This window comes from Nonomuraea sp. NPDC049725 (genome assembly GCF_040674795.1).
Taxonomy (GTDB): domain Bacteria; phylum Actinomycetota; class Actinomycetes; order Streptosporangiales; family Streptosporangiaceae; genus Nonomuraea; species Nonomuraea ceibae.
Genome location: NZ_JBFANJ010000001.1, coordinates 600,219 through 623,065, shown reverse-complemented (window position 1 = coordinate 623,065; position 22,847 = coordinate 600,219). Strand labels below are relative to the sequence as shown.

General features: G+C 71.3%; 21 protein-coding genes. 11 read left to right on the top strand and 10 right to left on the bottom strand.

Annotated elements, in window-relative coordinates:
- Positions 1–69 precede the first annotated feature (69 nt).
- Positions 70–258: a hypothetical protein gene (locus AB0J53_RS03210; protein ID WP_364168216.1), complete on the top strand. Its 189-nt coding sequence runs from the start codon at positions 70–72 to the stop codon at positions 256–258.
- Here the strand turns inward: AB0J53_RS03210 and AB0J53_RS03205 are convergent.
- A complete protein-coding gene (locus AB0J53_RS03205; RefSeq protein ID WP_219498883.1) occupies positions 247–1,476 on the bottom strand; it encodes a saccharopine dehydrogenase C-terminal domain-containing protein in 1,230 nt (409 codons plus the stop codon). The two genes, AB0J53_RS03210 and AB0J53_RS03205, sit on opposite strands and share 12 nt — an antisense overlap.
- 81 nt (positions 1,477–1,557) lie before the next feature.
- Between AB0J53_RS03205 and AB0J53_RS03200 the strand changes: the two genes are divergently transcribed.
- From AB0J53_RS03200 to AB0J53_RS03185, 4 genes are all read left to right on the top strand, one after another.
- The gene (locus AB0J53_RS03200) at positions 1,558–2,259 is read left to right on the top strand and encodes a TetR/AcrR family transcriptional regulator (protein WP_219498887.1); all 702 of its coding nucleotides are present in this window, start codon (positions 1,558–1,560) and stop codon (positions 2,257–2,259) included.
- Positions 2,260–2,329: 70 nt separating this feature from the next.
- Positions 2,330–2,995 (top strand): DUF998 domain-containing protein, encoded by a 666-nt coding sequence (locus tag AB0J53_RS03195; RefSeq protein WP_364168215.1) that lies wholly within the window; start codon positions 2,330–2,332, stop codon positions 2,993–2,995.
- 56 nt (positions 2,996–3,051) lie between these two features.
- Positions 3,052–5,241 (top strand): nitrate- and nitrite sensing domain-containing protein, encoded by a 2,190-nt coding sequence (locus AB0J53_RS03190; protein ID WP_364168213.1) that lies wholly within the window; start codon positions 3,052–3,054, stop codon positions 5,239–5,241.
- Between the two features lie 2 nt (positions 5,242–5,243).
- Positions 5,244–5,615, top strand: a complete 372-nt coding sequence (locus AB0J53_RS03185) for a DUF742 domain-containing protein (RefSeq protein ID WP_219498896.1) — start codon at positions 5,244–5,246, stop codon at positions 5,613–5,615.
- Here the strand turns inward: AB0J53_RS03185 and AB0J53_RS03180 are convergent.
- The 5 genes from AB0J53_RS03180 to AB0J53_RS03160 form a co-directional block, all read right to left on the bottom strand.
- Positions 5,612–6,184, bottom strand: coding sequence for an ATP/GTP-binding protein (locus AB0J53_RS03180; RefSeq protein ID WP_219498900.1), 573 nt, complete (start codon positions 6,182–6,184; stop codon positions 5,612–5,614). The genes AB0J53_RS03185 and AB0J53_RS03180 overlap by 4 nt on opposite strands.
- Entirely contained in the window at positions 6,165–6,527 is a 363-nt protein-coding gene (locus AB0J53_RS03175; protein ID WP_219498903.1) for a DUF742 domain-containing protein, read from the bottom strand. The genes AB0J53_RS03180 and AB0J53_RS03175 overlap by 20 nt, the downstream gene beginning before the upstream one ends.
- Positions 6,524–6,928, bottom strand: a complete 405-nt coding sequence (locus tag AB0J53_RS03170; RefSeq protein ID WP_049557807.1) for a roadblock/LC7 domain-containing protein — start codon at positions 6,926–6,928, stop codon at positions 6,524–6,526. Before AB0J53_RS03170 ends, AB0J53_RS03175 begins: the two co-directional genes overlap by 4 nt.
- The gene (locus tag AB0J53_RS03165) at positions 6,925–8,994 is read right to left on the bottom strand and encodes an ATP-binding protein (RefSeq protein WP_364168210.1); all 2,070 of its coding nucleotides are present in this window, start codon (positions 8,992–8,994) and stop codon (positions 6,925–6,927) included. The genes AB0J53_RS03170 and AB0J53_RS03165 overlap by 4 nt, the downstream gene beginning before the upstream one ends.
- Positions 8,995–9,183: 189 nt before the next feature.
- Positions 9,184–10,869 (bottom strand): FAD-dependent oxidoreductase, encoded by a 1,686-nt coding sequence (locus AB0J53_RS03160; protein WP_364168208.1) that lies wholly within the window; start codon positions 10,867–10,869, stop codon positions 9,184–9,186.
- Positions 10,870–11,124: 255 nt separating this feature from the next.
- Here AB0J53_RS03160 and AB0J53_RS03155 point away from each other — a divergent pair, with 255 nt between their 5' ends.
- Positions 11,125–11,781, top strand: a complete 657-nt coding sequence (locus AB0J53_RS03155) for a hypothetical protein (protein ID WP_219498911.1) — start codon at positions 11,125–11,127, stop codon at positions 11,779–11,781.
- Between the two features lie 31 nt (positions 11,782–11,812).
- On the opposite strand, the gene AB0J53_RS03150 is transcribed toward AB0J53_RS03155, so the two are convergent.
- On the bottom strand, positions 11,813–12,418 hold the full coding sequence (locus AB0J53_RS03150) for a TetR/AcrR family transcriptional regulator (RefSeq protein ID WP_364168206.1): 606 nt from the start codon (positions 12,416–12,418) through the stop codon (positions 11,813–11,815).
- A 62-nt stretch (positions 12,419–12,480) separates the two neighbouring features.
- Here AB0J53_RS03150 and AB0J53_RS03145 point away from each other — a divergent pair, with 62 nt between their 5' ends.
- Positions 12,481–12,888 carry a RidA family protein gene (locus AB0J53_RS03145; RefSeq protein WP_219498917.1) on the top strand — a complete coding sequence of 136 codons (408 nt, stop codon included), beginning with the start codon at positions 12,481–12,483 and terminating at the stop codon, positions 12,886–12,888.
- 26 nt (positions 12,889–12,914) lie between these two features.
- On the opposite strand, the gene AB0J53_RS03140 is transcribed toward AB0J53_RS03145, so the two are convergent.
- The 3 genes from AB0J53_RS03140 to wecB all read right to left on the bottom strand — a co-directional run bounded on the left by AB0J53_RS03140 (position 12,915) and on the right by wecB (position 16,761).
- Positions 12,915–13,484, bottom strand: coding sequence for a TOPRIM nucleotidyl transferase/hydrolase domain-containing protein (locus tag AB0J53_RS03140; RefSeq protein ID WP_219498919.1), 570 nt, complete (start codon positions 13,482–13,484; stop codon positions 12,915–12,917).
- A 43-nt stretch (positions 13,485–13,527) separates the two neighbouring features.
- On the bottom strand, positions 13,528–15,564 hold the full coding sequence (locus tag AB0J53_RS03135; protein ID WP_219498922.1) for a glycosyltransferase: 2,037 nt from the start codon (positions 15,562–15,564) through the stop codon (positions 13,528–13,530).
- Between the two features lie 66 nt (positions 15,565–15,630).
- Positions 15,631–16,761, bottom strand: coding sequence for a UDP-N-acetylglucosamine 2-epimerase (non-hydrolyzing) (gene wecB / locus AB0J53_RS03130; protein WP_364168203.1), 1,131 nt, complete (start codon positions 16,759–16,761; stop codon positions 15,631–15,633).
- Between the two features lie 173 nt (positions 16,762–16,934).
- Here wecB and AB0J53_RS03125 point away from each other — a divergent pair, with 173 nt between their 5' ends.
- The 4 genes from AB0J53_RS03125 to AB0J53_RS03110 all read left to right on the top strand — a co-directional run bounded on the left by AB0J53_RS03125 (position 16,935) and on the right by AB0J53_RS03110 (position 22,823).
- A complete protein-coding gene (locus AB0J53_RS03125) occupies positions 16,935–18,500 on the top strand; it encodes a glycosyltransferase (RefSeq protein ID WP_364168201.1) in 1,566 nt (521 codons plus the stop codon).
- A 133-nt stretch (positions 18,501–18,633) separates the two neighbouring features.
- Positions 18,634–19,881, top strand: coding sequence for a nucleotide sugar dehydrogenase (locus AB0J53_RS03120; protein WP_281426673.1), 1,248 nt, complete (start codon positions 18,634–18,636; stop codon positions 19,879–19,881).
- A 19-nt stretch (positions 19,882–19,900) separates the two neighbouring features.
- Positions 19,901–20,989: a glycosyltransferase gene (locus tag AB0J53_RS03115; RefSeq protein ID WP_364168199.1), complete on the top strand. Its 1,089-nt coding sequence runs from the start codon at positions 19,901–19,903 to the stop codon at positions 20,987–20,989.
- Between the two features lie 43 nt (positions 20,990–21,032).
- A complete protein-coding gene (locus tag AB0J53_RS03110; protein ID WP_364168197.1) occupies positions 21,033–22,823 on the top strand; it encodes a DUF4434 domain-containing protein in 1,791 nt (596 codons plus the stop codon).
- Positions 22,824–22,847: the final 24 nt, after the last annotated feature.

The following is a 22,847-nucleotide window of genomic DNA, read 5'->3' as shown; positions in this document are numbered from 1 at the left end:
GAGCCGGAGCGCGAAAACTGTCGCCGGCACCCCGTAAGGTCTACGGCGGTAGCCGAGTGAGGAGACGGGATGCGTGAGACGGAAGAGGCGCTGTTCAGGGTGGTCCACTCGATCGCGGGGCGGCTGGCCGGCCAGCCCGTGCCCGTGGTGATGGACGCGCTGGCCCGGCAGCTCCCTCCGGCCCCCGGCATCACCCTGGCGGAGATCCGGCGCATCGCCGAGGAGATCAGCGTCGGCCGCGACCCGTCAGGCCTCTGACGGCACCTGTTCCCGCATCCGCCACGGCGACCCGTACTCCTCCAGCAGGTCCAGGAACGGGCGGGCCGGAAACGCCTCGGGGCCGAGCACGCCGGTGCCCTTCCACGCGCCGGTGGCCAGCAGCTCCAGCGCGACGACCGGGTTGACGGCGGTCTGCCACACGACCGCCTGGGAGCCGTACTCGCTCATCGACCACTGGTTGTCGACCACGTGATAGAGGTAGACCTCGCGCGGTGACCCGCCGCTGACGCCCTTCACCCAGGTGCCGGCGCAGGTCTTGCCGCGCATCCTGGCGCCCAGCCCGGCGGGGTCGGGCAGCACGGCGGCCAGCAGGTCGCGCGGCGAGACGCGGGCCGGGCCCTCCTCGGTCGGCACGGTCACCGGGTCGGTGCGGTCGAGGCCGAGCGCGCGCAGGGTCTTGAGCTTGGCGATGAAGTCCTCGCCGAGCCCGTACTTGAAGGTGACCCGGCCGGCGTCGACCCAGCGGGGCACCAGCAGCACCTCCTCGTGCTCGACGTTCACGCACTCCACCGGGCCGATGCCCTCGGGGAAGTCGAAGACCTCCGGCTCGCTGAACGGCTCGGTGGTGTACCAGCCGCGGTCCTGCTCGTAGATGAGCGGCGGGTTGAGGCACTCCTCGATCGTCGTCCAGATGGAGAACGACGGCGCGAACTCGTAGCCGTCCACGGTCAGGTTGGCGCCGTCGCGGATGCCGATCTCCTCGATCTCGTCGAAGAGCTCGTCGGCGGCGTAGCGGGCGAAGACGTCGGCCAGGCCCGGCTCGACGCCCATCCCGACGAGCGCGAGCCGCCCGGCGTCCGTCCACGCGCCGGCGCGGGCGAACTGCTCGTCGCCGAGCTTGACCCCGGCCTTCTCGTACGGCCGCTCGGGGTGCGGCCTGGACATGGACATGGCCATGTCCAGATAGTCGGCCCCGGCCGCGAGCGCCGCCTCGAACAGCGGCATCACGAAGCGCGGGTCGGTGGCGTTGAGCAGCACGTCGCAACGGTGCTCGCGGAGCAGGTCGGTGACCGCGGCCTGGTCGGATGCGTCGGCGCGCACGGCGGTGAAGCGGCGCGGGTCCAGCGGCGCCACGGCCGCCTCGGCACGGGACAGGTCGTAGTCAGCGACCACCATATGGTCGAAGAACGAGCGGCGGGTGGCGATGCGGGTGACGGCGGTGCCCACACCGCCGGCGCCCATGAGCAGAACACGCATGACAACTCTCCCCAAATCGGTGTTCTCCCAGGAAAGGCCAGTAGGCTCGTCAACGTCAATGGTGTTGGCATAAGGGGCGAGATGGCCAAGCGAGTGGTTCCCGACGCGGCACGCCAGCGGCGCCGCCGCACCAAGGAAGGCCAGGTGCTCACCCACGACCTCATCGTGGAGACCGCCCTGCGCATGCTGCGCGAGCACGGCGCCGCCGGGCTCACCGCCCGCCGGCTCGGCCTGGCCCTGGGCGCCGACGCGAGCACGATCTACCGCTACTTCCGCGGCATGGACGACCTCACGCTGGCCATCGCCGACGAGCTGTTCGCGCACGCCCTGACCGGCTGGCGGGCCACCGGCGAGTGGCGTGCCGACCTGCGCAGTCTCGGCCTCAGCATCTACGACGCCTACCTGGCCCACCCGCAGGCGGCGGTGCTGACGGCCAGCCGGGTGGCGGGCCGGCCGCACGAGGTGGCGGTGGACGAGACGATCCTGGCGATCCTGCGCACGGCGGGCTTCCCCGACCCCGACGCGGTCCGGATCTACCACGCCTTCATCGACCAGGCGCTCGGCTTCGCCGTCCTGGACGCGGCCACGCTCGCCCTGCCCCCGGCCACGCGGGCGGCCGACGAGCAGGTCTGGCAGGCCACCTACGCCCGGCTGCCCGCCGCCACCCACCCGCACATCGCCGCCACGGCCCACCTGCTGGTGGCCAACATGAACGACAGCGCCTACCCGGCCGCCCTGGACCTGCTCCTGGCCAGTGCCACGGCGCAACTGGCCGCCCTCTAGGGGGCGCCTCAGGGACGGGTAGGGGGGAGGCCCGGATGCGCCGGGGCCCCTCCGGGCGAAGGATGGCCCCATGTCCGCAGTCAAGAAGGCCTATCCGCTCATCGCGTGCGCCGCGATCGTGTTCGCGGTGTCCGGGGTGGTCATGGGGCAGTTCGGCCCCGACCCGTACCTGGACCCGCTGAACGTGACCGTCAGCGAGTACGCCGTGGCCGACCGCGGGGGCGTCACGGAGGTCGCGATGGCGGTCATGGCCCTGGGGTCGCTGGCGCTGCTGGCGGGGCTGCGGGCGGCGGGGGCGCCGGTCAGGGGGATGCCGGAGCGGCTGATGCTGGTGTGGTCGGGGGCGCTGTTCGTCGCGGCCGTCATCCCGACCACGCCGCTCGGCGCGGACCTGGACGTGGCCGCGCAGGTTCACCGGTACGTGTCGGTGGCGGCGTTCGTGGCGCTGCCCGCGGCGGGGGCGCTGCTGGTGCCGAGGCTGGCCGCCGACCCGGTGTGGAAGCCGGTGGCCAGGACGGTGGAGTGGCTGGCGCTGGCGGGCGGGCTGGGGCTGCTGGCGATCACGTACGTGGCCCTGCCGGGGGAGCGGGTGATGATCGGGCTGGTGGAGCGGGTGCTGCTGGGGGCGGAGGTGGCGCTGCTTGCGGTGCTGGCCGCCTGGCTGGTACGAGTGGTGTGGATGGGGAAGACGGTAAATTTCCCGACATATCACAGATTTATCGCTAGTCGATCTTAAAACCGTGTCTTTCGGTGATATTGTCTCCCGCGATCTTCTATCCGGGAGCGGGTGTCATGGCATCGGGCAGATCCATCAGATTCAAGATCTCGACGCTGCTCGTCATCCCGTTGATCTCCCTGGTGGCACTCTGGGGCTTCGCCGCGAGCACCACGTCGAGAGAGGCGCTCAACCTCCTCAAGGTCGAGACCTTCTGGAACGGGATCATCAACCACGCCGACACCCTGATCGTCCAGCTGCAGGCCGAACGCCTGGCCTCCGCCGAGCTGATGTCCGGCGTCACCACCGACACCCGCAAGCTGGCCGACATCCGGGCCACGTCCGACGAGGTCAGGAAGCGGCTCAAGGACAGCGCGCTGGCCGAGGACACCCAGGAGTCGCTGACCGAGGACATGAAGGTCCAGCTCCAGGCCGCCCTCAAGGCCGTCGACGGGCTGTCGGAGATCCGCCGCCAGGTCGACGAGCGGGCGCTGTCCCCGCACGACCTGGTCAACCGGTACGCCGCCATCCCCGACGCCATCGACCGCCTCTACGCGGCCTTCACCGTCAGCACCGACGTCGAGCTGTCACGCCAGTCCCAGGGCCTCATCGCCGTCCAGCAGGTGCGCGAACTGCTCAGCCGTGAGCACGCGCTCATCGTCGCGGGCAACGGCGGCGACGACGAGCCGACCAAGTGGACGATGGCCGAGGTGCACATGCTGGCCGGCCTCGACGGGGCCAGGACCTACCTGTTCCCCAAGGCCCTGGCCAACCTCGACGCCGAGATGCGCGCCCCGCTGGAGCGGGTCGCCGCCTCCCCACGCCACGCCACGATGGAACGGGCGCTGCAGACCTACGTCGCCGGCGACAAGGTCGACCTCCAGCTCTGGCGCGGCACCGTCGACCCCGTGCTGAAGGACTACACCGAGGCCGTCAACGCCGCCGGCGGCATCCTGCTGAGCCGGATGGAGCCCGCCGGCATGGTCGTCATCGTGCGGGCCGCCGTGGCCGGCGCGCTCGGCCTCATCGCCGTCGTCTTCTCCGTGTTCGTCTCGATCCGCGTCGGCCGGCGCGTCTCCCGCGAGCTGGCCGAGCTCCGCCACACCGCGCTCGACCTCGCCGAGATCCGGCTGCCCGAGGTCGTCGCCAAGCTGCGCTCCGGCGAGCAGGTGGACATCGCCGCCGAGGCGCCGCCCCTCACCGTGGCCGAGGGCGCGACCAGCGAGGTCGCCGACCTGGCCACCGCCTTCGACAGCGTCCAGCACACCGCCGTGGACGCCGCAGTCGAGCAGGCCAGGCTCCGCGAGGGCGTCGCCGAGGCGCTGCGCAACCTGGCCCGGCGCAGCCAGTCGCTGGTGCAGCGGCAGCTCAAGCTGCTCGACGAGATGCAGCGCCAGACCGAGGAGCCCGAGGCGCTGGAGCGGCTGTTCAAGCTCGACCACCTGACCACCCGCATGCGCCGCCACGCCGAGGGCCTGGTGCTGCTCTCCGGCGGCAGCGCCGGGCGCAGGTGGCGCGGCGTCATCCCGGTCGAGGACGTGCTCAGCGGCGCCGCCGGCCAGGTCGAGGACTACACCCGGGTCCGCGTCTACCCGATGCCCGAGTGCGGCATCGCCGGCGCGGCCGTGGCCGACCTCATGCACCTGTTCGCCGAGCTGATCGAGAACGCCGCCACGTTCTCCTCCCCGGGCAACGAGGTCTCCGTCCGCGGCGAGCTGGTCGGCAAGGGGTTCGCCGTCGAGGTGGAGGACCGCGGGCTCGGCATGTCGGACGCCGACCGCGCCGCCGTCAACTGCCGCCTGTCCAGCCCGCCCGACTTCGACCCGGCGCAGACCGAGCGACTCGGCTTCGCCGTCGTCGGCATGCTCGCCGCCCGCCACGGCATCAGCGTGACGCTCAAGCCCTCCCCGTACGGGGGCACCACGGCCATCGTGCTCGTGCCGGGCTCCCTGGTGCAGCCGATGCCGTCGCCCCAGCCGATGCAGCAGCTCGAATCCGTCTCGGTCTCGGTCGTGAGCAACGACACCGGGCCGGGAGAGCTGCCCCGCCGCGTCCGTACCAACAGGCGGAGCATCGAGCCGCGGCAGGAGGCAGGGCTGCCCAGGCGCGTCCGGCAGGCCAACCTGCCGCAGCAGCTCAGGCAACCGCAGGAACCCGCCGAGCCCGTCGAGGAGCGCTCACCCGAGGAGGCCAGGGCCCTGCTCTCCTCGCTCCAGTCGGGCTGGCAGCGCGGGCGTCAGGATACCGACCAGGATGGGGGAGCGTGATCGTGAGCCGCGAGCACGAGTGGGTTGACGACGAGGCCGGGCCCGTGGTCCGGCCGTACGCGGTGGCGCGGGGGCGCACCAAGGCCACCGCATCGCTCGACCTGCTGGCGACCGTGGCCCCGACGGGGCAGCAGGCGCCCGCGCACGCCGACCTCGGCACGCAGCACCGGCGGCTGCTCGCCTGCGTGGCCGCCCAGGCGCGGCCGGTCGCGGAGGTGGCCTCCGAGCTCAACCTGCCGGTGCAGGTCGCCCGGGTGCTCCTCGGCGACCTGCTCGGCTACGGCCTGGTGGCGGTGCGCGCGCCGATCTCCAAGGGGTCCTCCCCGACGGAGAGCCTCCTCAGAGAGGTGATCAACGGCCTGCGGGCGCTCTAGCCGGCGGCGGTCAGCGTCCGCAGCGAGTGCTCGACCAGGGTGATCATGACTTCCTTGGCCGAGGCGCGCCGCCGCACGTCGCACAGCATCACGGGCACCCCGTCGTCGAGGTCGAGCGCGATCCGCACGTCGTCGACGCTGTGCTGGTCGGCGCCGTCGAAGCAGTTGACCGCCACCACGAACGGGGTGCCGCGCTGCTCGAAGTAGTCGACCGACGGGAAGCAGTCGGTCAGCCGCCGGGTGTCGGCGATGACGACGGCGCCCAGCGCCCCGTAGGACAGCTCGTCCCACATGAACCAGAACCGCTCCTGGCCGGGCGTGCCGAACAGGTAGACGACCAGCCCCTCGCGGATCGTGATGCGGCCGAAGTCCATCGCGACGGTCGTGGTGGTCTTGGCCTCCACGCCGTCGAGATCGTCCACGCCGATCCCGCGGTCGGAGAGCACCTCCTCCGTGCGCAGCGGTTTGATCTCGCTGATCGAGCCGACCAGCGTGGTCTTGCCCACGCCGAACCCCCCGGCGATGAGGATCTTCAACGCGACGGGGTCCTCAGAGAGCACGGAGTCCATTGATCACTTCCTTGAGAATGCCCTCATTCGGGCGCGACCCAGCCGCTGCGGGGGCCGACACAGAGATGAGGCCGTGGTCACGCAGGTCGCCGAGCATCACCCGGACGACGCCGACAGGCAGGTCGAGCTCGACGGCCACGTCGGCCACCGAGATCGGATGACGTGCGACACGCAGGATGAGCGCCTGTTCGGGGCCGAGGTCTGCGGGAGGTTCCCCGACGGCGCTCACGGTGGCGATGAGATCGAGATTGTCCCCCGAGGACCTCGTGCGGCCGCGGATGAGGGCGTAGGGCCGGACGACCGGCCCCGCGTCCTCGTCCAGCCACCGCGGGGTCTCGCTCACGGTGTTGCTCGCGGATTGGTGGTGATGTGCTGACCGACCCGCTTGACGAGCATCGCCATCTCGTAGGCGATGTGCCCGACGTCCACGTTGGCGTCGGCCAGCACCGCCAGGCAGGTGCCCTGTCCGGCCGCCGTCACGAACAGGAACGCCGACTCCATCTCCACGATGGTCTGGCGCACGTCGCCGCCGCCGAAATGCCGCCCGGTGCCGCGCGCCAGGCTCTGGAAACCGGCCGCCACGGCTGACAGGTGTTCGGCGTCCTCCCGGCTCAGGCCCTTGGAATGGCCGACGGCGAGGCCGTCGGTCGACAGGATGACGGCCTGCCTGACCGCGCCCACCCTGGTCGTCAGGTCGTCAAGCAGCCAGTTCAGCTCACCGGTGTTGGTCGTCGGCACACTCATGCCTCCCCCTCCTCGTTCACATCTTCTCGGGCACGTTGGGTTCCCCGCTGGAACGCGGAGAACAGGTCGCGTACCTCGTCGGGAGAGCGTTCGTTCTTCCGCTCAGGTCCCGGCTCGGACCGCTGGAGCCGGGATGAAAGGTTGGCCTGCCTGACCCGCCTTGGCAACCCCGCGTGCGTGCCGCCGCTCACGACGGCGAGGGCCTTCTTCCGGGTACGGCTGGGCAGGGCGGGCAGTTCGTCACCGGAGGCGGTCAGCTCCTCCTGGTCGGTGACGAGCGGGCGCGGCACCAGCAGGATGGCGGTGGTGCCGCCGAAGGGGGAGCGGCGCAGCACAACCTTGATGCCGTGCCGCTCCGCGAGCCTGGCGACCACGAACAGGCCGAGCCTGTCGCTGTCGGCCAGGTCGAACTCGGGTGGGTCGACCAGCAACGCGTTGTACGCGGCGTACTCGTCGGCCGACAGTCCCAGCCCGCGGTCCTCGACCTCGATCGAGTAGCCGTTGCTCACCCGGTCGCCGCGGACCTCGACGGCGGTGTCGGGCGGGGAGTAGATGGTGGCGTTCTCGACCAGCTCGGCGACCAGGTGGGTGAGGTCGGCGGCGGCCGCGCCGTCGATCGCGCCCGGGGGCATGGTGGCGACCGTGACGCGGGTGTAGTCCTCGACCTCGGCGACGGCGGCGCGCACGATGTCGACCACCGGCACCGGCTTGCGCCAGGCCCGGCCGGGCGCGGCCCCGGACAGGATGATCAGGCTCTCGGCGTGCCGCCGCATGCGGGTCGTCAGGTGGTCCAGGCGGAAGAGCTCCTCCAGCCGGTCCGGGTCGTGGGTGCGGCGCTGCATGCTGTCGAGCAGCGAGAGCTGGCGGTGCAGCAGCCCCTGCTTGCGCCGGGCGAGGTTGAGGAAGACCTGGCCGACGCCGCGCCGCAGCGCCGCCTGGCCGACGGCGGCGTGCACGGCCGTGCGCTGCACCGAGCCGAACGCCCTGGCCACGTCGGTGATCTCGGCCGAGCCGCTGACCTTGATCGGCTTGGCCTCCTTCTTGACGTTGACCTCCTCGCCGGTGCGCAGCCGCTCGACCAGGCCGGGCAGGCGCCGCTCCGACAGCTCGACGGCCGCCGAGCGCAGCCCGGCCAGCTCGGCGCCGAGCCGCCGGCCGAAGCGCACGGAGATGATGATGGAGGCGAGCACCGCGATCAGCCCGACGCCGCCGGCCACGCCGATCTCGATCTTGGTGGTGGTCGCCCCGGAGGCCGCCCGCGAGGCCAGCGTGAGCGCGGACTCCGAGCCGATCCGGTCCAGCTCGGCCATCAGCCTGTCGGCCGCCGCCGCCCAGGACGGCGCGTCGGGGGGCGGCGCGCCGGTGCGGATGATCCGCGCCTCCATCGTGGCGAACGACTGGAACGTCTGGCTCTTGAACAGTTCCTCGTACGGGGCGCGGAACTGGACGTCGAGCCCGGCCTGGCCGCGCGCGTGCAGGAACTTGCGCGAGGACACGTACTCGGTGAAGGCCGCCGCCTCCGGCTCGGTGAGCTGCCGGTCGAGGAGGGCCGCCTTGATCAGCGCCCGCTCCCTGGAGAGGAACTCGCGGGCGTTGCCCATCGTCTGCAGGGCGGAGGCCTGCTGGTAGATCGTCAGGTCGGGGACCGGGGTCAGGTGGTCGTAGAACCGGAACACCGCGTCGAGCACCCGGTTGTACTCGGTGAGCCCGGTCAGCCGCGAGCTGTAGCCGTCGTCGATACCGTCGCGGATGGGGCCCAGCCGGCGCAGCTCGGCGTCGAGGGCGTCGATCTGGCCGCGCAGCTCGGCGCTGACCGCGCCGCCGGCGTCGGTGACGGCCTGGCGGAACTCGCCGAGCGCCTGGTCGGTCTGGGCGCGCTGGGCGCCGAGGTCCTCGGTGAGCTTACGGGTGGTGACCGCGACCATGGACCGCTCCCGTTCGGCCTGAAGCTGAAGCCCCAGGTCGGTGGAGGCGATGCCGATCGTCTGGTAGAGGGTGTCGCCGCGGAGGAGGGCCTGGCCGTCGCTCACGGTGAGGTTGAGCACGAAACCCCAGAGCGCGCTCAAGGACAGGAGGGGTAGCAGTAACAATAAAAAGATCTTGAACCGAATTGACCGGTTTTGCGAGCCCATGTCCCAACCTCGGAGTCGAGGGCATTTCACACCTTCGTGTAAATACACCTCCGGAAGATCGCACAGGAGACTAGCACCGATTATGCGTCTGGCGCAGGGGGAGCAAGGGGATGTTCAACGCGATTACCCGGCGAGGAGTTCCGTCACGGCGCGGTGTGCCGCGCTGATGGCCGCATCGGCCCGCGCGCCCGGCACGGCGTCGGATCCGGCGATCGCGATCCGGCCGAACCGCCGCCGCGCGGTCTCCGCCGGCGACGGCCCGTCCGGATGGAACGGGTGCCACGGCCGGCAGTACTCCGGCGCGAACCCGTGCCCCCACCGGTAGACGGTGATCGCCTCGACGTCCCCCGCCGGGTCGAACCCGCTCCCGAGCAGCCGCCCGAGCTGGTCGCGCACGCCCTGCTCCAGCGCCGCGTAGGACGTCCTGAAGAGCTCCCGCCGCCCCGCCGCGGCCCCCTCCGCCGGGCCGAGCTCCGAGCGGCACGGCGCCGCCACCAGGTGCGCCCGCGTGCCGTCCACCTCCGTCGCCGTCCAGTACGCCCCCGTCCAGCGGGCCCGGCCCCGCCACTCCTGCGGACGGCGCAGCCGTACCACGGCCTCCACCAGCGGCATCTTGACCGCCTGCCGCAACGCCGCGCGCTGCTCGTCCGGCAGGTCCGGCACCAGGTACGGGATGACCATGTGCCAGCAGGCCAGGATCGCCGCCCCGGCGCGCACGGTCCTGACGGCGTGCCCGTCGAAGTAGCCCACGACCACCCCGGCCCCGTTGTCGCGCACCGACACCACCGGGCTCGACAGCCGGAACCGCGCCCCCGGCATGCGCCCGGCCATCCGCGCCACCAGCGACCGCACACCCCCCGTCAGCCGGTACGCGGGCCGCTCCCACTCCTGCTTGACCGTCGGCGAGTTGAACCGCGACGGCTTGCCCCGGTCCAGCCCGAGCCCGCCGAACCCCGGGTACGCGCTCGCCCAGGCGTCGATCGCGCCGAAGGCCCGCGTCCCGTAGCCCCAGGCCGCGCTGGACATCGTCCGGCAGAACCGCTCCACGTCCGGATGCGCCCGGCACACCTCCAGCAGGAACGCCGAGTACGTCAGGCCCGCCAGCCGCTCCTCCTTCTCCTCCTGCGACAGCCCGGGGAACCAGTCCGGCGGGTCCCGGTGCAGCCGCACCAGGTCCCGCCTGGCCTGCCCGGCGATCGGCAGCCGCCCGGCCCACGCCTCGACGTCGCCGTCCTGCCCGACCAGCACGTCGGACCCGAAGCTCTCCCGGTCGCACATCACGCTGTCGTACGCCCGCGTCCTGACCGTCGTCCCGGTGGACTCGGCGGGGACGCCGAGCTCCTCGACGAGCGCCCTGGCCTCGGGCGTGCGGATCACGGCCCCGGGCCAGCCGCCCGGCCGCAGCTCCTCGCCGCGCGTGTGGCCGCCGAGCTCGTCGTGGTTGTCCAGCACGAGCACCCGCGCCCCGGGCTCGCGGCGCAGCCACGCGTAGGCCGCGCTGACGCCGCTGACGCCGCCGCCGACCACCACCAGGTCGTACTCCTCGCCGGTAGGGGCGCCGGGGTCCGCGTACTGCCAGAACCGGCCGTCACGCAGCGCGTGCGGCACGCTGAGCGCCTGCGCGGTGTCGCCCCGCAGCCCGCCGGCCGGCCCGGTGAGCCCGGTGAGCCCGGCCGGTCCGGTCAGGTCCGCCGGTCCGCCGGCGGCGAGGGCCGCGTCCGGTGACGCCAGCACCGCGGCGCCCGCCGTCACGGCTACGCCGTCGAAGAAGTCGCGGCGCGAAATGGACGGTCCGGTGAAGTCACTCATCCCGCGATCATCGAAACTCCGGTACGAATGCCGCGTCATGCCGCGCAGAAGGCCGGGCAACATTTTGCAGGACCTGGTACCGGAAATTCCCCTTTGCCGCGCCGCAAAGGGCTCACTGACCAGGGCTTACGCGACAAAGCCTCACAATTTCGCGTTGCCCGGCTCCGGCACTCGGACTTCCCTTAGCGTTTATCCAATGCCGTGCCGACGAATGGAGCGACCATGCTCAGGGCCCTTTCCGCAATATGTCTCACGATGACCGCCGTGACCGCCATGACCGGCTGTTCCGCCGACGAGCCCCCCGCCCAGAGCAAGCCCGAGGCCGCCCCGCCCGCCGCCTCCACCGCCCCCCAGGCAGGCAAGCTCCGCACCGCCCTGCTCCCCGCCCCCAAGGGCATGCGCGTCGCGTACGGGCCCGAGATCGGCACCTTCGGCAGCCTGAAGTCCGTCAAGGAGGGCCTGGCCGCCGTCCGCCAGACCAAGCTCGACCGCCCCGAATGCGCCGGCGCCACCCAGCTCGACCCGGCCAAGCCCGAGATCGCCGGCGCCCCGGCCGCCGTCATCGCCTTCGCCTCGCCGCGCGGTTCCATCACCCAGGCCGTCGTCGAGCTCCCGCGCGGCGCCTTCCCGGTCGCCCTTCCCAAGCAGTGCACCGCCTACCACGCCGACGTGCAGGGCACCAAGGTCACCTACCGCACCCAGCACCTCGCCATGCCGCGCCAGGGCGACGAGTCGCGCGCCTACCTGACCACCGCCACCGGCGGCGACCGCAACGCCCAGATCGGCTCGGTCGTCATCCGCCGGGGCAACGTCGTGATGAGCCTCATGGTCGTCGGCCAGAAGGTCAAGCGCGCCGGCCTCATGGAGCTCGGCCGCCTCGCCGACCACAACCTCTCCCGCGCCACCGCCTGACCGAGCCCGAACGGGGTGAGGGCCGGGCGGGTCAGGGGTGCCAGCCCTGTTCGACCGATCGGCGGCAGCGGTCGGGGGTGTCGCCGGCGCTGACGAAGAGGGCGGTCAGCAGGGGGACGCCGTGCGCAAGGGTCTGCGGCGGCAGGGGGCCGGTGGCGACCAGTGACGCGAGGCCGTGTCCGATCATCCAGCTCTGCGTGGCCAGCTCCAGCGGGTCGACGCCGGCGCGGAAGCGGCCGGCCGCCTTGGCGCGGTCGACGCCGGTGACGAGGCAGTGCAGGGTGTCGTCCGCGGCGGCTGCGTCCGCCAGGTCGAAGCGGGCGTCGAACATCACGCGATACAGGTCGGGGCAGGCCAGGGCGTTCGAGAGGTAGGCCGCGCCGAGTGCGGCGAGGTCGCGTACGGGGTCGTCCGTGGGGGTGACGGCGGCGAGGCGGGCGGCGAGCCGGGTGAAGCCTTCCTGGCGCATCGCGGTCCACAGGCCGTCCATGCCGTCGAAGTACGTGTAGACGGCCATGGTCGACACGCCGGTGCCGGCGACCAGGGAGCGGAGCGTGACAGGCTCCCGGGCGGCGAGCATCTGGGCCGCCCGGTCGATGAGCAGGGAGCGGATCGCCGGGTCCTTCGTTCGCGCCATGTCCCCACAATACATAGCGCTGCTATGTTATGAGCGGATGCCCGACGAGCGAAGGAGCAGGGATGAGCGTGACGCTGGTCAACCCGGACGGGTTGCCGAAGCCGGAGGTCTACCGCCAGTTGTCGATCGCCAGCGGGTCGAGGCTGGTGTTCCTGGCCGGGCAGGTGGCGCGTGACGCGGACGGGACGCCGGTGGGCGCGGGGGACCTGGCGGCCCAGGTCGAGCAGGCGTACCTCAACATCGGCACGGCGATGGCCGCGATCGGCGGGTCCTTCGACGACGTGGCCAAGCTGACCGTCTACGTCGTCGACTGGACTCCCGACAAGATGCCGCTGCTGGGCGAGGGCGTCGCCAGGGCGGCGGCCAGGCTGGGCGTCGACCCGGTCAAGCCGATCACGCTGCTGGGCGTGGCGGCGCTGGGCGAGCCCGACCTGCTGGTGGAGGTGGAGGCCACCGCCGTCCTCGACTAGCCCGTAAACAGGCGTGCCAGGACGTGCTAGGACTGCCGGATGTGGGCCAGGAGCAGGGCCAGGGGGCGCGGCACACGGTCGAGGTCGAGGGCGTCGACGAGCAGGCTGGAGTAGCGGATCTTGCGTCCGCTGCCCGACCCCATGAACCGGCGGAGCTGGTCGTGCGTGTTGCCCGCGCGCCAGGCGGGCTGCCGCTGGAGCGTGCGGAACGAGCCGAGGTCGCCCTCGGCGTCGATGACCCGCTCGACGGCGTCGGTGCCGAGCGCGCGGATGAGCTCGTCCTCCAGGTCGGCGACGCAGACGAAGAACCCGAGCGCCTCCAAGCCGTCGCGGCCGAGGTCGGCGCCGAGCCCGGCGCGCTCCAGGGCCTTGCGGAAGTCGCCTTCCTCCCCGGCGTCGCACAGACCGGCCAGGCGGAGGCCGAGCCCGGCGGGGCCGTACTTGCCGACGTAGGCGCCGATGTTGGTGGCGCCGCCCATCGCCACCGGGGAGACGCCCTCGGCGGCCAGGTCGAGGCCGTGGCGCCGGGCCAGCGCCTCGACCGCCGCCCTGTCGCTCTCGCCCTCGAGAAGGATCACGGTACGCGTGTTGCTCACGGGCCCAGCCTCGCACCGGACCCGGAGGGATTCATCCCCTTTATCAGATGAGCACGTGGTCGTCCGGCCGCCCGACGAAGGAGAACTGCGCGTTGCGGGTCAGCTTGATGTGGTCCGCCTGCCAGGTGTGCATGGAGGCGTCGGCGCTGCGCCAGTAGACGAAGTTGAACCGGTCGGCCGAGTAGATCTTGACCCCGTCCTCCTTGAGGCGGCGGACCAGGTGGGTGTCCTCGCCCCTGGTCAGGTCGGGGAACTGGTAGGAGCGGAACATGTCGGCCTTGCCGAGGAACGAGCCGCCCTGCACCAGGAACGAGTAGCGGTGCTCCAGGCCGGGCAGGCGGAGCATCGTGGTGTTGGTGCCCTCGAAGTAGGAGTAGTGGGCGCCCTTGCCGGTCAGCTCGGCGTCGGTGTAGTCGAAGGAGCGGGCCAGGTCCGACAGGTAGTGCTCGCCGTACAGGTTGTCGTCGTCCATCTTGGCGATCAGCTCGCCCTCGGCGGCGTCGATGCCCAGGTTCATGCAGGCGCCGAGCGACAGCTCGGGGGCGGCGGGCAGGACGACGACGTCGGTGATGCCGGCCATGCGGGCCTTGTCGGCCACCACGACGGGGTCGATGTCGAGGCCGTGCAGCACCATGACGAGCTGGAGCGGCCGGTGGATCTGCTTGGCCACCGAGGAGATCGCGTGCTCGATCTGCGAGGCGCGGTTGGTGGGCAGCACGACGGAGATCGACCGGGTGCGCGGGGTGACGGGGCGGCCGAGAAGCTGGAGGATCTGGTCCACCCGGTGCGAGAACAGGTGCTTGTCGAACACCTCGCGCATCGCCAGATGCCCCATCCTGGCGCGCAGCTCGGGGCTGTTGATCAGGTGCAGGACCTGGTTGTACGACTCGATCGGCTCGCGGGCGATGGGGACGAGGTCGCCGAACGTCTCCTCGATGGCCCGGGACCAGCCGGAGACGACCGGGGTGGCGCAGGCCGACAGCTCGAAGACGCGCCGCGCGCACATGGTGGGCGAGTCGAGCACCGAGTTGACGTTGAGGAAGACCTTGTACATGCGGTAGGCGGCGAGCATCTGGTCGTAGGGGAGCTCGCCGACGATGTGCGGGCGGTACTTCTCCGGCCAGGCGTACTTCTCGTCCACCTCGCCGTTGCGGGCGAAGATGTGCAGGCCGAGCTCGCGGACGGGGTCGAGGACGATCTCCATCTGCTCGCGGCGCTCGGGGTGCTTGTCGCGGAAGTACATGCCGCCGAAGACGACGTCGTGCAGGCGGCCCTGCTTCTGCTGGATCGGGTTGTGCACGCGCGGCTGCGCCGCGAACTGCAACACATCAACCCGATCATGTCCCAATATTTCGCGATATTTCGGCACCATGTCGCCGTCGCACGTGAACACGTAGTCGAACAGCTTGGCCGTGTCGATGAAGAAGTCGAAGTTCGGCGGATCTTCCTTGTTCCAGAAGACCGTGGGAATGCCCTCCGCCTTGCACCAGGCGACCAGCTCCCGCAGCGGCTCCTTGGGCGCGTTGGTCCCGGTCATCTGGTAACGCCAGCGGCCCTGGTTGCCGTGCCAGGCCGACTCGCAGAACAGCAGGTCGGGCCGCCGCTCGGCGAAGATCTCCGGCCAGTCCTTGAGCCCGAACTCGATCTGGTCCCATTCGTAGCGGAACGCCATCCTGGAGAAGTCGTCCAGGATGACGGCCACCTTCAGGTCCGGCCGGTTGACCGGGCCGAGCGGCCACTTGACCGGCGGGATCTCGACCCGGGGCGGCCGCTTCCCGGCGGCCTCGACGACCTCGGTGACCGGGACGGGCGGCTTGGGGGCGCGCTCGCGGGAGCGGACGGCGTCGAGCACCCTGCCGGGGCTCTTGGACCCGATCGCCTCGCCGAGCTTGAACGTCCGCTTGGCCTGGGTGGCCTCCAGCTTCCAGGTGGCGTAGGCGGCCTTGGCCTCGGCGATCTCCAGCCGCCTGCGCAGCTCCACGACCTCCGCCTCGTAGCGCTCGACGACCTTGCGCTCCTCAGGCAGCCAGTTGACGGGACCGAGCCGCTGGAACGCGGGCTCTTCTGGGGTTTCGGCCATGAGGTATCGCCTATCGCTCTGCGGAGGATTGTCATAGTACGGCGGACACCGTACGAAATGGGGGTTTTACTCGGAACGGGTCCCCTGGGCGGCGGGCGAGAGGTTGTCCCCCTTCAGCCAGGCCGAGATCACCCGGGCGATGCGCGGCCCGGCGGCGCCGTCCCACAGCGGCGGCAGCTCGCCCGAGGGCGTGACCGCCCCGTCGGCCAGCGCCTTCTCGGCGGCGGCCGGCAGCAGGGCCGGGGTGACCAGCCGGTTGGTGCCGTGCGTGATCGTGATCGGGCGCTCGGTGTTGGGCCGCACGGTCAGGCACGGCACGCCCAGCATGGTCGTCTCCTCCTGCACGCCGCCGGAGTCGGTGACGACCAGCGCGGCGCCCCGTACGAGTGAGAGAAAGTCCACATAGCCCAGCGGGTCGACCACCTTGATCGACGGGCCGTCCACGAGCCCCGCCTCGGCCAGCCGGGTGCGGCCTCGCGGGTGGATCGGCACCACGATCTGGATCTGCCGCGACACCTCAAGCACGGCCGAGACCAGCTCACGGGCCGCCTCGGGGGTGTCGACGTTGGCCGGGCGGTGCAGCGTCGCCACGGCGTAGCGGCCGGTCAGGCCCAGCCGCTCGACGACCGGAGCCGGGTCCAGCGACGGCAGCGCCGAGAACAGGCTGTCGATCATCGGGTTGCCGACCAGGTGCACCTTGGAGGCGGGCACGCCCTCGGCCGCGAGGTGCGACAGCGCGTCAGGGGAGGTGGCGAACAGCAGGTCGGACAGGGAGTCGGTGACGATCCTGTTGACCTCTTCCGGCATGCCGCGGTCGAACGAGCGCAGCCCCGCCTCGACGTGGGCCGTGCGGATGCCGAGCTTGGCGCAGACGAGGATGGCGGCCAGCGTCGAGTTCACGTCGCCGTAGACGACCACCAGGTCGGGCTGCTGCTGCTCGAAGGTCTCCTCCAGGCCGACGAGCAGCGCCGCGGTCTGCTTGGCGTGGCTGCCGGAGCCGACGCCCAGGTTGGCCACCGGCTCGGGCAGGCCCAGGTCGGCGAAGAACACGTCCGACATCAGGGCGTCGTAGTGCTGACCGGTGTGGATGATGCCCTGCCGCACGCCGAGCTCGCCGAGTGCTCGCACCACCGGGGCCGCTTTCACGAAATTGGGACGAGCGCCCAGAACGTGCAGGACCAGGGGGTTCTCCCTCATTGACCTCGCCTTTCATAGCGGAAGGGAAAAAACGCTGCCTATGGTACGGTCACCGCGTGGCATCCGACGCCAGTCGTCAAGACTCCTCAAAAGTTTCCGCTGGGGTTTCCGCGAAGTCTGCCCGTGCCGGCGTCGGTGGACTTCTGAAGGGCTTCATCCAGCATCCGATCATCGTGACCCGCGTCGTCGTGACGAAGGTGCGGGCCGATCCGGTCAGAGCCGCCCAGGCGGCGGCAGACGCCATGCCGCCGCGCCTGCGCCCGGTCGTGGGCAGCGTCGCCTGGCCCGCCGCGCGCAAGGCCCGGCACATCGCCCGCAAGCTCGGCATGCGCATGGTCCGCGCGCCCTGGGACGAGGCCAAGGAGCACTGGAACACCGGCCGCGTCAGCCAGGCCGGTGACGTGCTGGAGCCGTTCATCAAGTACCCGTTCGTCAAGCGCCGCTACCAGTACTACCGGGGCGAGCTGGCGGCGATCAGTCCCGACCCGATCCCGCCGGGCCCCAAGGTGGCGATCCTGGAGCGGGTGGCCGGGCGGGTGGTCCACCTGGTCACCAACGCGCTGCCCTACACGCAGGCCGGCTACACGGTCCGCACCCACCGCATCGTCACCGCGCAGAAGGCCGCCGGCCTCGACCCGCACGTGGTCACGAGCTGGGGCTGGCCCATGCTCCAGGGCCACGCCGACGCCGCTCCGTACGAGGAGATCGACGGCATCCCCTACTACCGCCACATGCCCGACGGGCACGGCGAGGTGCCGTTCGAGATGCACGGCCGCATGGTGCGGGGCGCCGACGCCGTCACCACGCTGGTCGCCCAGCTCCGGCCGCAGGTGCTGCACGCCGCCACCGACCACCGCAACGGCTCGGTGGCCCACGCGGTGCGCGAGCGCACGGGCACGCCGTTCGTGTACGAGGTGCGCGGGTTCCTGGAGGAGACCTGGGCCTCGCGTGACCCGGTCCGCATCGGCAGCCAGCGCCACGTGCTCCAGCGCGAGCGCGAGGCGTTCCTGATGAACGAGGCCGACGCGGTCGTCACGCTGGCCGAGACGATGGCGGCGGAGATCGTCGAGCGGGGCGTGCCCCGCGAGCGCATCCACCTGGCCCCCAACGCGGTCGACGACGCGCTGCTGACCGCCCACTACGACGGGGCGTCGTTCCGCCGCGAGATGGGCATCGGCGACAAGGAGATCGTCGTCGGCTCGGTGTCCAGCATCGTCGCCTACGAGGGATTCGCCACACTGCTGCGCGCGGCGGCGCTGCTGCGCGACGAGGGCGCCCCGGTGCGGGTGCTGCTCGTCGGCGACGGCACCGAGCGGGCCAACCTGCTGGAGCTCGTCGAGGAGCTGGACCTGACCACGGCGATCCTGCCCGGCCGGGTCGGTCCCGACGAGGCGCTGCAGGCCCAGGACGCCATCGACATCTTTGTCTGCCCCCGCGAGGACCTGCGGGTCACCCGGCTCGTCACGCCGCTCAAGCCGGTCGAGGCGATGGCGCTGGGCAAGCCCGTGGTGCTCAGCGACCTGCCGGCGCTGTCCGAGCTCGTCGGCTCCGACGGGGCGGGCATGCTGGTGGCGCCCGGCGACCCGGAGGCGCTGGCCAAGGCGCTGGCGGGGCTCGCCCAGGACCCGGCCAAGCGCGCCGAGATGGGCGAGGCGGGGCGGGCGGAAGTCGCGGCGAAGCGCACGTGGAGCCGCGTTGCCGAGACATATCAGGCTCTCTACCGATCGCTTGCCGAATGATGACCTACGGATTGGCTGTCTGTTGTGACGGGTTCGGTCGCATTAGGCGTGAGCTAGGTGGACTTGAGATAACCTTTGCGACCATGAAGTGTTGTTTCCGGCTCTCCAAGGCACTGCTGTGACAGAAATCGACTTGGCTGTCATCGGTCTGGGCTACGTCGGCATGCCTCTCGCCAAAGAGGCTGTGGCCGCCGGGCTGCGGGTCGTCGGCGTGGACGTCGACCCCCGGAAGATCGACGCGCTCAACGCCGGGCAGTCCTACATCGATGACCTGACCGACGCCGACCTCGAGCACATGCTGGCCAACGGTTTCCGCGCCACGCTCGACGAGTCCGTACTGGCCCGGAGCAACACGATCGTCATCTGCGTGCCGACGCCGCTGGATGAGGACCACCGCCCCGACCTGTCCGCGGTCGAGGGCGCCACCCAGACCGTCGCGCGCAACCTCACCAAGGACACGCTCGTCGTCCTGGAGTCCACCACCTGGCCCGGCACCACCGACGAGGTGGCCCGCCCGCTGCTCGAAGCCTCCGGCCTCGTCGCCGGAGAGGACTTCCACCTGGCCTTCTCGCCCGAGCGCATCGACCCGGGCAACCCCAAGTACGGCCTGCGCAACACCCCCAAGGTCGTCGGCGGCTACACGCTGACCTGCCGCGACCGGGCCACGGCCTTCTACGGCCAGTTCATCGAGCAGGTCGTCCCGGTCAGCGGCACCCGCGAGGCCGAGATGGCCAAGCTGCTGGAGAACACCTACCGGCACGTCAACATCGCGCTCGTCAACGAGATGGCGATCTTCTGCGACGAGCTCGGCGTCGACCTGTGGGAAGCGATCGAGGCGGCGGCGACCAAGCCGTTCGGGTTCCACAAGTTCCTGCCGGGGCCGGGCGTCGGCGGGCACTGCATCCCCGTCGACCCGTCCTACCTGTCCTACACGGTCCGCAAGCTCGGCTACCCGTTCCGGTTCGTCGAGCTGGCCCAGGAGATCAACGAGCGGATGCCGTCGTACGTGGTGGCCCGCGTGCAGCGCCTGCTCAACAGGCACAAGAAGGCAGTCAACGGCGCCCGGGTGGTCCTGCTCGGCGTAACCTACAAGCCGGACATCGCCGACGAGCGTGAAACCCCGGCCCTGCCCGTGGCGCGTGCGCTGCTGGAGCTGGGGGCCGAGCTCACGTTCGCGGACCCGTACGTCAAGGAGTGGTCGGTAGACGGCACGCCCGTCGGGCGTGAGGAAGATCTGGCCCAGGCCGTGGCCGACGCCGACGTGACGCTGCTGTTGCAGCAGCACGCCGCGTTCGACCTCGGCATGGTCGAGGCTAAGGCCCGGCTCGTGCTCGACACCCGCGGTGTTCTCACCGAGGGTGAACGCGTCGAGCGGCTGTAGCGACGGAAGGCTGCGCGCAGTGCACGTGCTCGTCATGACGGTGGTGCATAACCCCGAGGACGCGAGAATTCTGCATAGGCAGATCCGCGCACTCGTGGATGCCGGTCATGAGGTCACGTACGCCGCCCCCTTCACCGCCCACGGCGTGGTGCCGAGGCCGTGGGTGAACGGCGCCGACCTCCCGAGGGCCGTCCAGCGCAAGAGGCTGTCGGCCACCTGGCAGGCCCGCAGGCTGTTCAAGCGGATGCGCGGCAAGGTCGACCTGGTGCTGATCCACGACCCTGAGTTGCTGTTCGCCGTCTGGGGCGTGCGCAACAGGCCGCCGGTCGTGTGGGACGTGCACGAGGACACCCCGGCGACGCTGTCGCTCAAGCCGTGGCTGCCCGCGCCGCTGCGCCCGCCGGCGCGCTTCCTGGCCCGCATGCTGGAGGGCGCCGCCGAGAGCAACCTGCACCTGCTGCTGGCCGAGACGGCCTACGCGGGGCGGTTCAAGCACGCCCACCTGATCGTGCCGAACGAGACGTGGGTGCCCGACTCGGTGACGCCGCCGGGCGACGACCGGGTGGTCTACCTCGGCTGGCTGTCCAGGGCGCGCGGGGTGATGGAGTCGATCGAGGTCGCCAGGCTGCTCCAGCCGTACCGGGTGACGGTCGAGCTGATCGGCTACGCCGACCCGCAGAGCCGGCCGCTGCTCAACCAGGCGGTCGCCGACGGGCTGCTGGAGTGGCGCGACTTCATGCCGAACGACGAGGCGCTCAAGCGGCTCGACGGCGCGCTGGCCGGCCTGTCGCTGCTGCACGACGAGCCGAACTACCGCCACTCGATGCCCACGAAGATCGTGGAGTACATGGCGCACGGCATCCCGGTGATCACCACCCCGTCCCCGCGCGCGGTCGAGCTCGTGGAGCGCTACGAGAGCGGCGTCGTGGTGCCCTGGCAGGACCCGAAGGCCGTGGCCCAGGCGGTGCTGACCTTGAGGGACGACGTGCGCGAGCGCCGGGCGCAGGGCGCGCGCGGCTACGCGGCGGCACGCGCGAACCATCACTGGCCCAACTCCGCCAAGCGGTTCGTCTCGCAGCTCGAAGCCTGGGCCGGCGTCAAGCGATAAGCGTTTATCCCGGGCAGATCATGAGGGCGGTAGGTTCCTGAACGTGCGCTGGCTCTTCGTACTCCTGGGGGCAGCGATCCTGGCCGCGGTGGGGGCCGTGATCGTGGTGCTGCCCGACGACGAACCCGTCAGGACCGCCACCCGCACCGCGCGCCCGACGCCGAGCGAGACCGAGCGGACCCCGTCGGTCCCCGGCTTCACCGACCCGTGCGGAACGTTCGACACCGGCGAGAAGGCCCCGTACGCCGTCACCGGCTACTGGGTGACCCCCCGGTCCAACCCGTGCACCTGGCGCCGCCAGTTCCAGGAGATCCACCAGGTCGGCGGCGACACCGTCATCAGGATCGGCTACGGCCTGCAGTACCGCACGGTCGACGGCGACGGCTTCGTCCAGGCCAAGGACGGCACCGTCGACGCCCGCTACGAGGACTGCGTCGAGGACGGCCTGTCCTGCCACGCCGCCGCCGTGCGCGACCTGAAGGCGGCCAACCCGGACAACCGCATCGGGCGCACGTACGTCTACCGCACCGACGAGTCGTTCGGCCCCGGTCTGTTCAGGTGCGCGCCGATGGAGCGCACGATCCGGGGCGGCAAGCACCTCTACTTCCGCGTCCTGGCCCCGATGGACGGCTCCGACGATCCGACCTGCGACTTCACCCGGGCCAGGACGTACGACCTGATCCTGATCGCGGGCGCGCCCGAGGACAGCCTGACCGAGCTGCTCGACCTGGGTGACCGGTTCGGCGTGCGGGTGTTCCCGGCGTTGCCGCTGGCGCCACGCGACCCGAAGGTGCAGATCAGGGCCAACCCGGAGCATCTGGGCACGCTGACCACGCTCACCCGGCGCATCCTTCAGGACTACGGCGCACGCTTCGCCGACCGCGGGTCGCTCGGCGGCGTCTACCAGCCGTTCGAGGTGCAGATGAGCGAGTCGCTGACCGACGAGCACCCGACCCTCCAGGTGTACGCCGACCAGCACAAGATCGTCCAGCAGGAGCTGCCGGAGAAGCCCATCCTGATCAGCCCCTACCTCGACGCGCGCAAGCGGGTCGCCTTCGGCCAGACGCCCGCCCAGGTCGCCGCCGCGTTCAAGGCGCTGACCAGGACCGGGGTCGGCATCATCGCCCCGCAGGACAGCCGCGGCACCGGCAAGGTGGGCCTGTTCTGGCCCGACCAGCGCGACGAGGAGGTGGACGAGCGGCTGCGCTCCATCGTCGGCGAGACCACGTACGGCATCGCCTACCACGGCTCCACCCGCGACTACTACCGCGAGATGGCGACCGCCCGCGAGGAGATGCTGGAGGCCGGCTTCAACGTGCAGCTCTGGGCGAACGTGGAGGCGTTCGAGCCGTCCGGCGACAAGCCGTGCGCCCCCCAGGGCACCCGGGGCAAGACCGACAAGAAGCGCCTCGACCAGGCCGTCACCATGGCCGGGCGCTACGTGCAGAAGATCGTCTCCTACATGTGGAGCGACTACATGACCTGCGGCACGCCGTCGCTGGAGAGCGAGCTCAAGAAGGACTGGCAGCGGCCCATCGCCGTCGACGCCATCAGGCGCGCCCGCGCCCCCCAGGACGGCGTCGAGGTGCGCGGCTACAACCTCAAGGACGGCGCCGTCAGCATCGAATGGTCCGGCGGCTCCAGGGAGATCGTCGTCGCCGAGGCCGGCTGGCTGGACCTCGACCCGCTGGAGGAGCTGCCCGAGCACATGGTCACGGCCTGGGTGCCGTTCGACTGGACGCTGGTCCCGGCCGGGGAATGGGTCAGGATCCGCGTCAGGACCGCGGCGGGCCAGGAGACCACCGAGCCGCTGCACGTCCGCATCGCGGCCTGACCGGCGCCGGGGCCGTGTAACGTG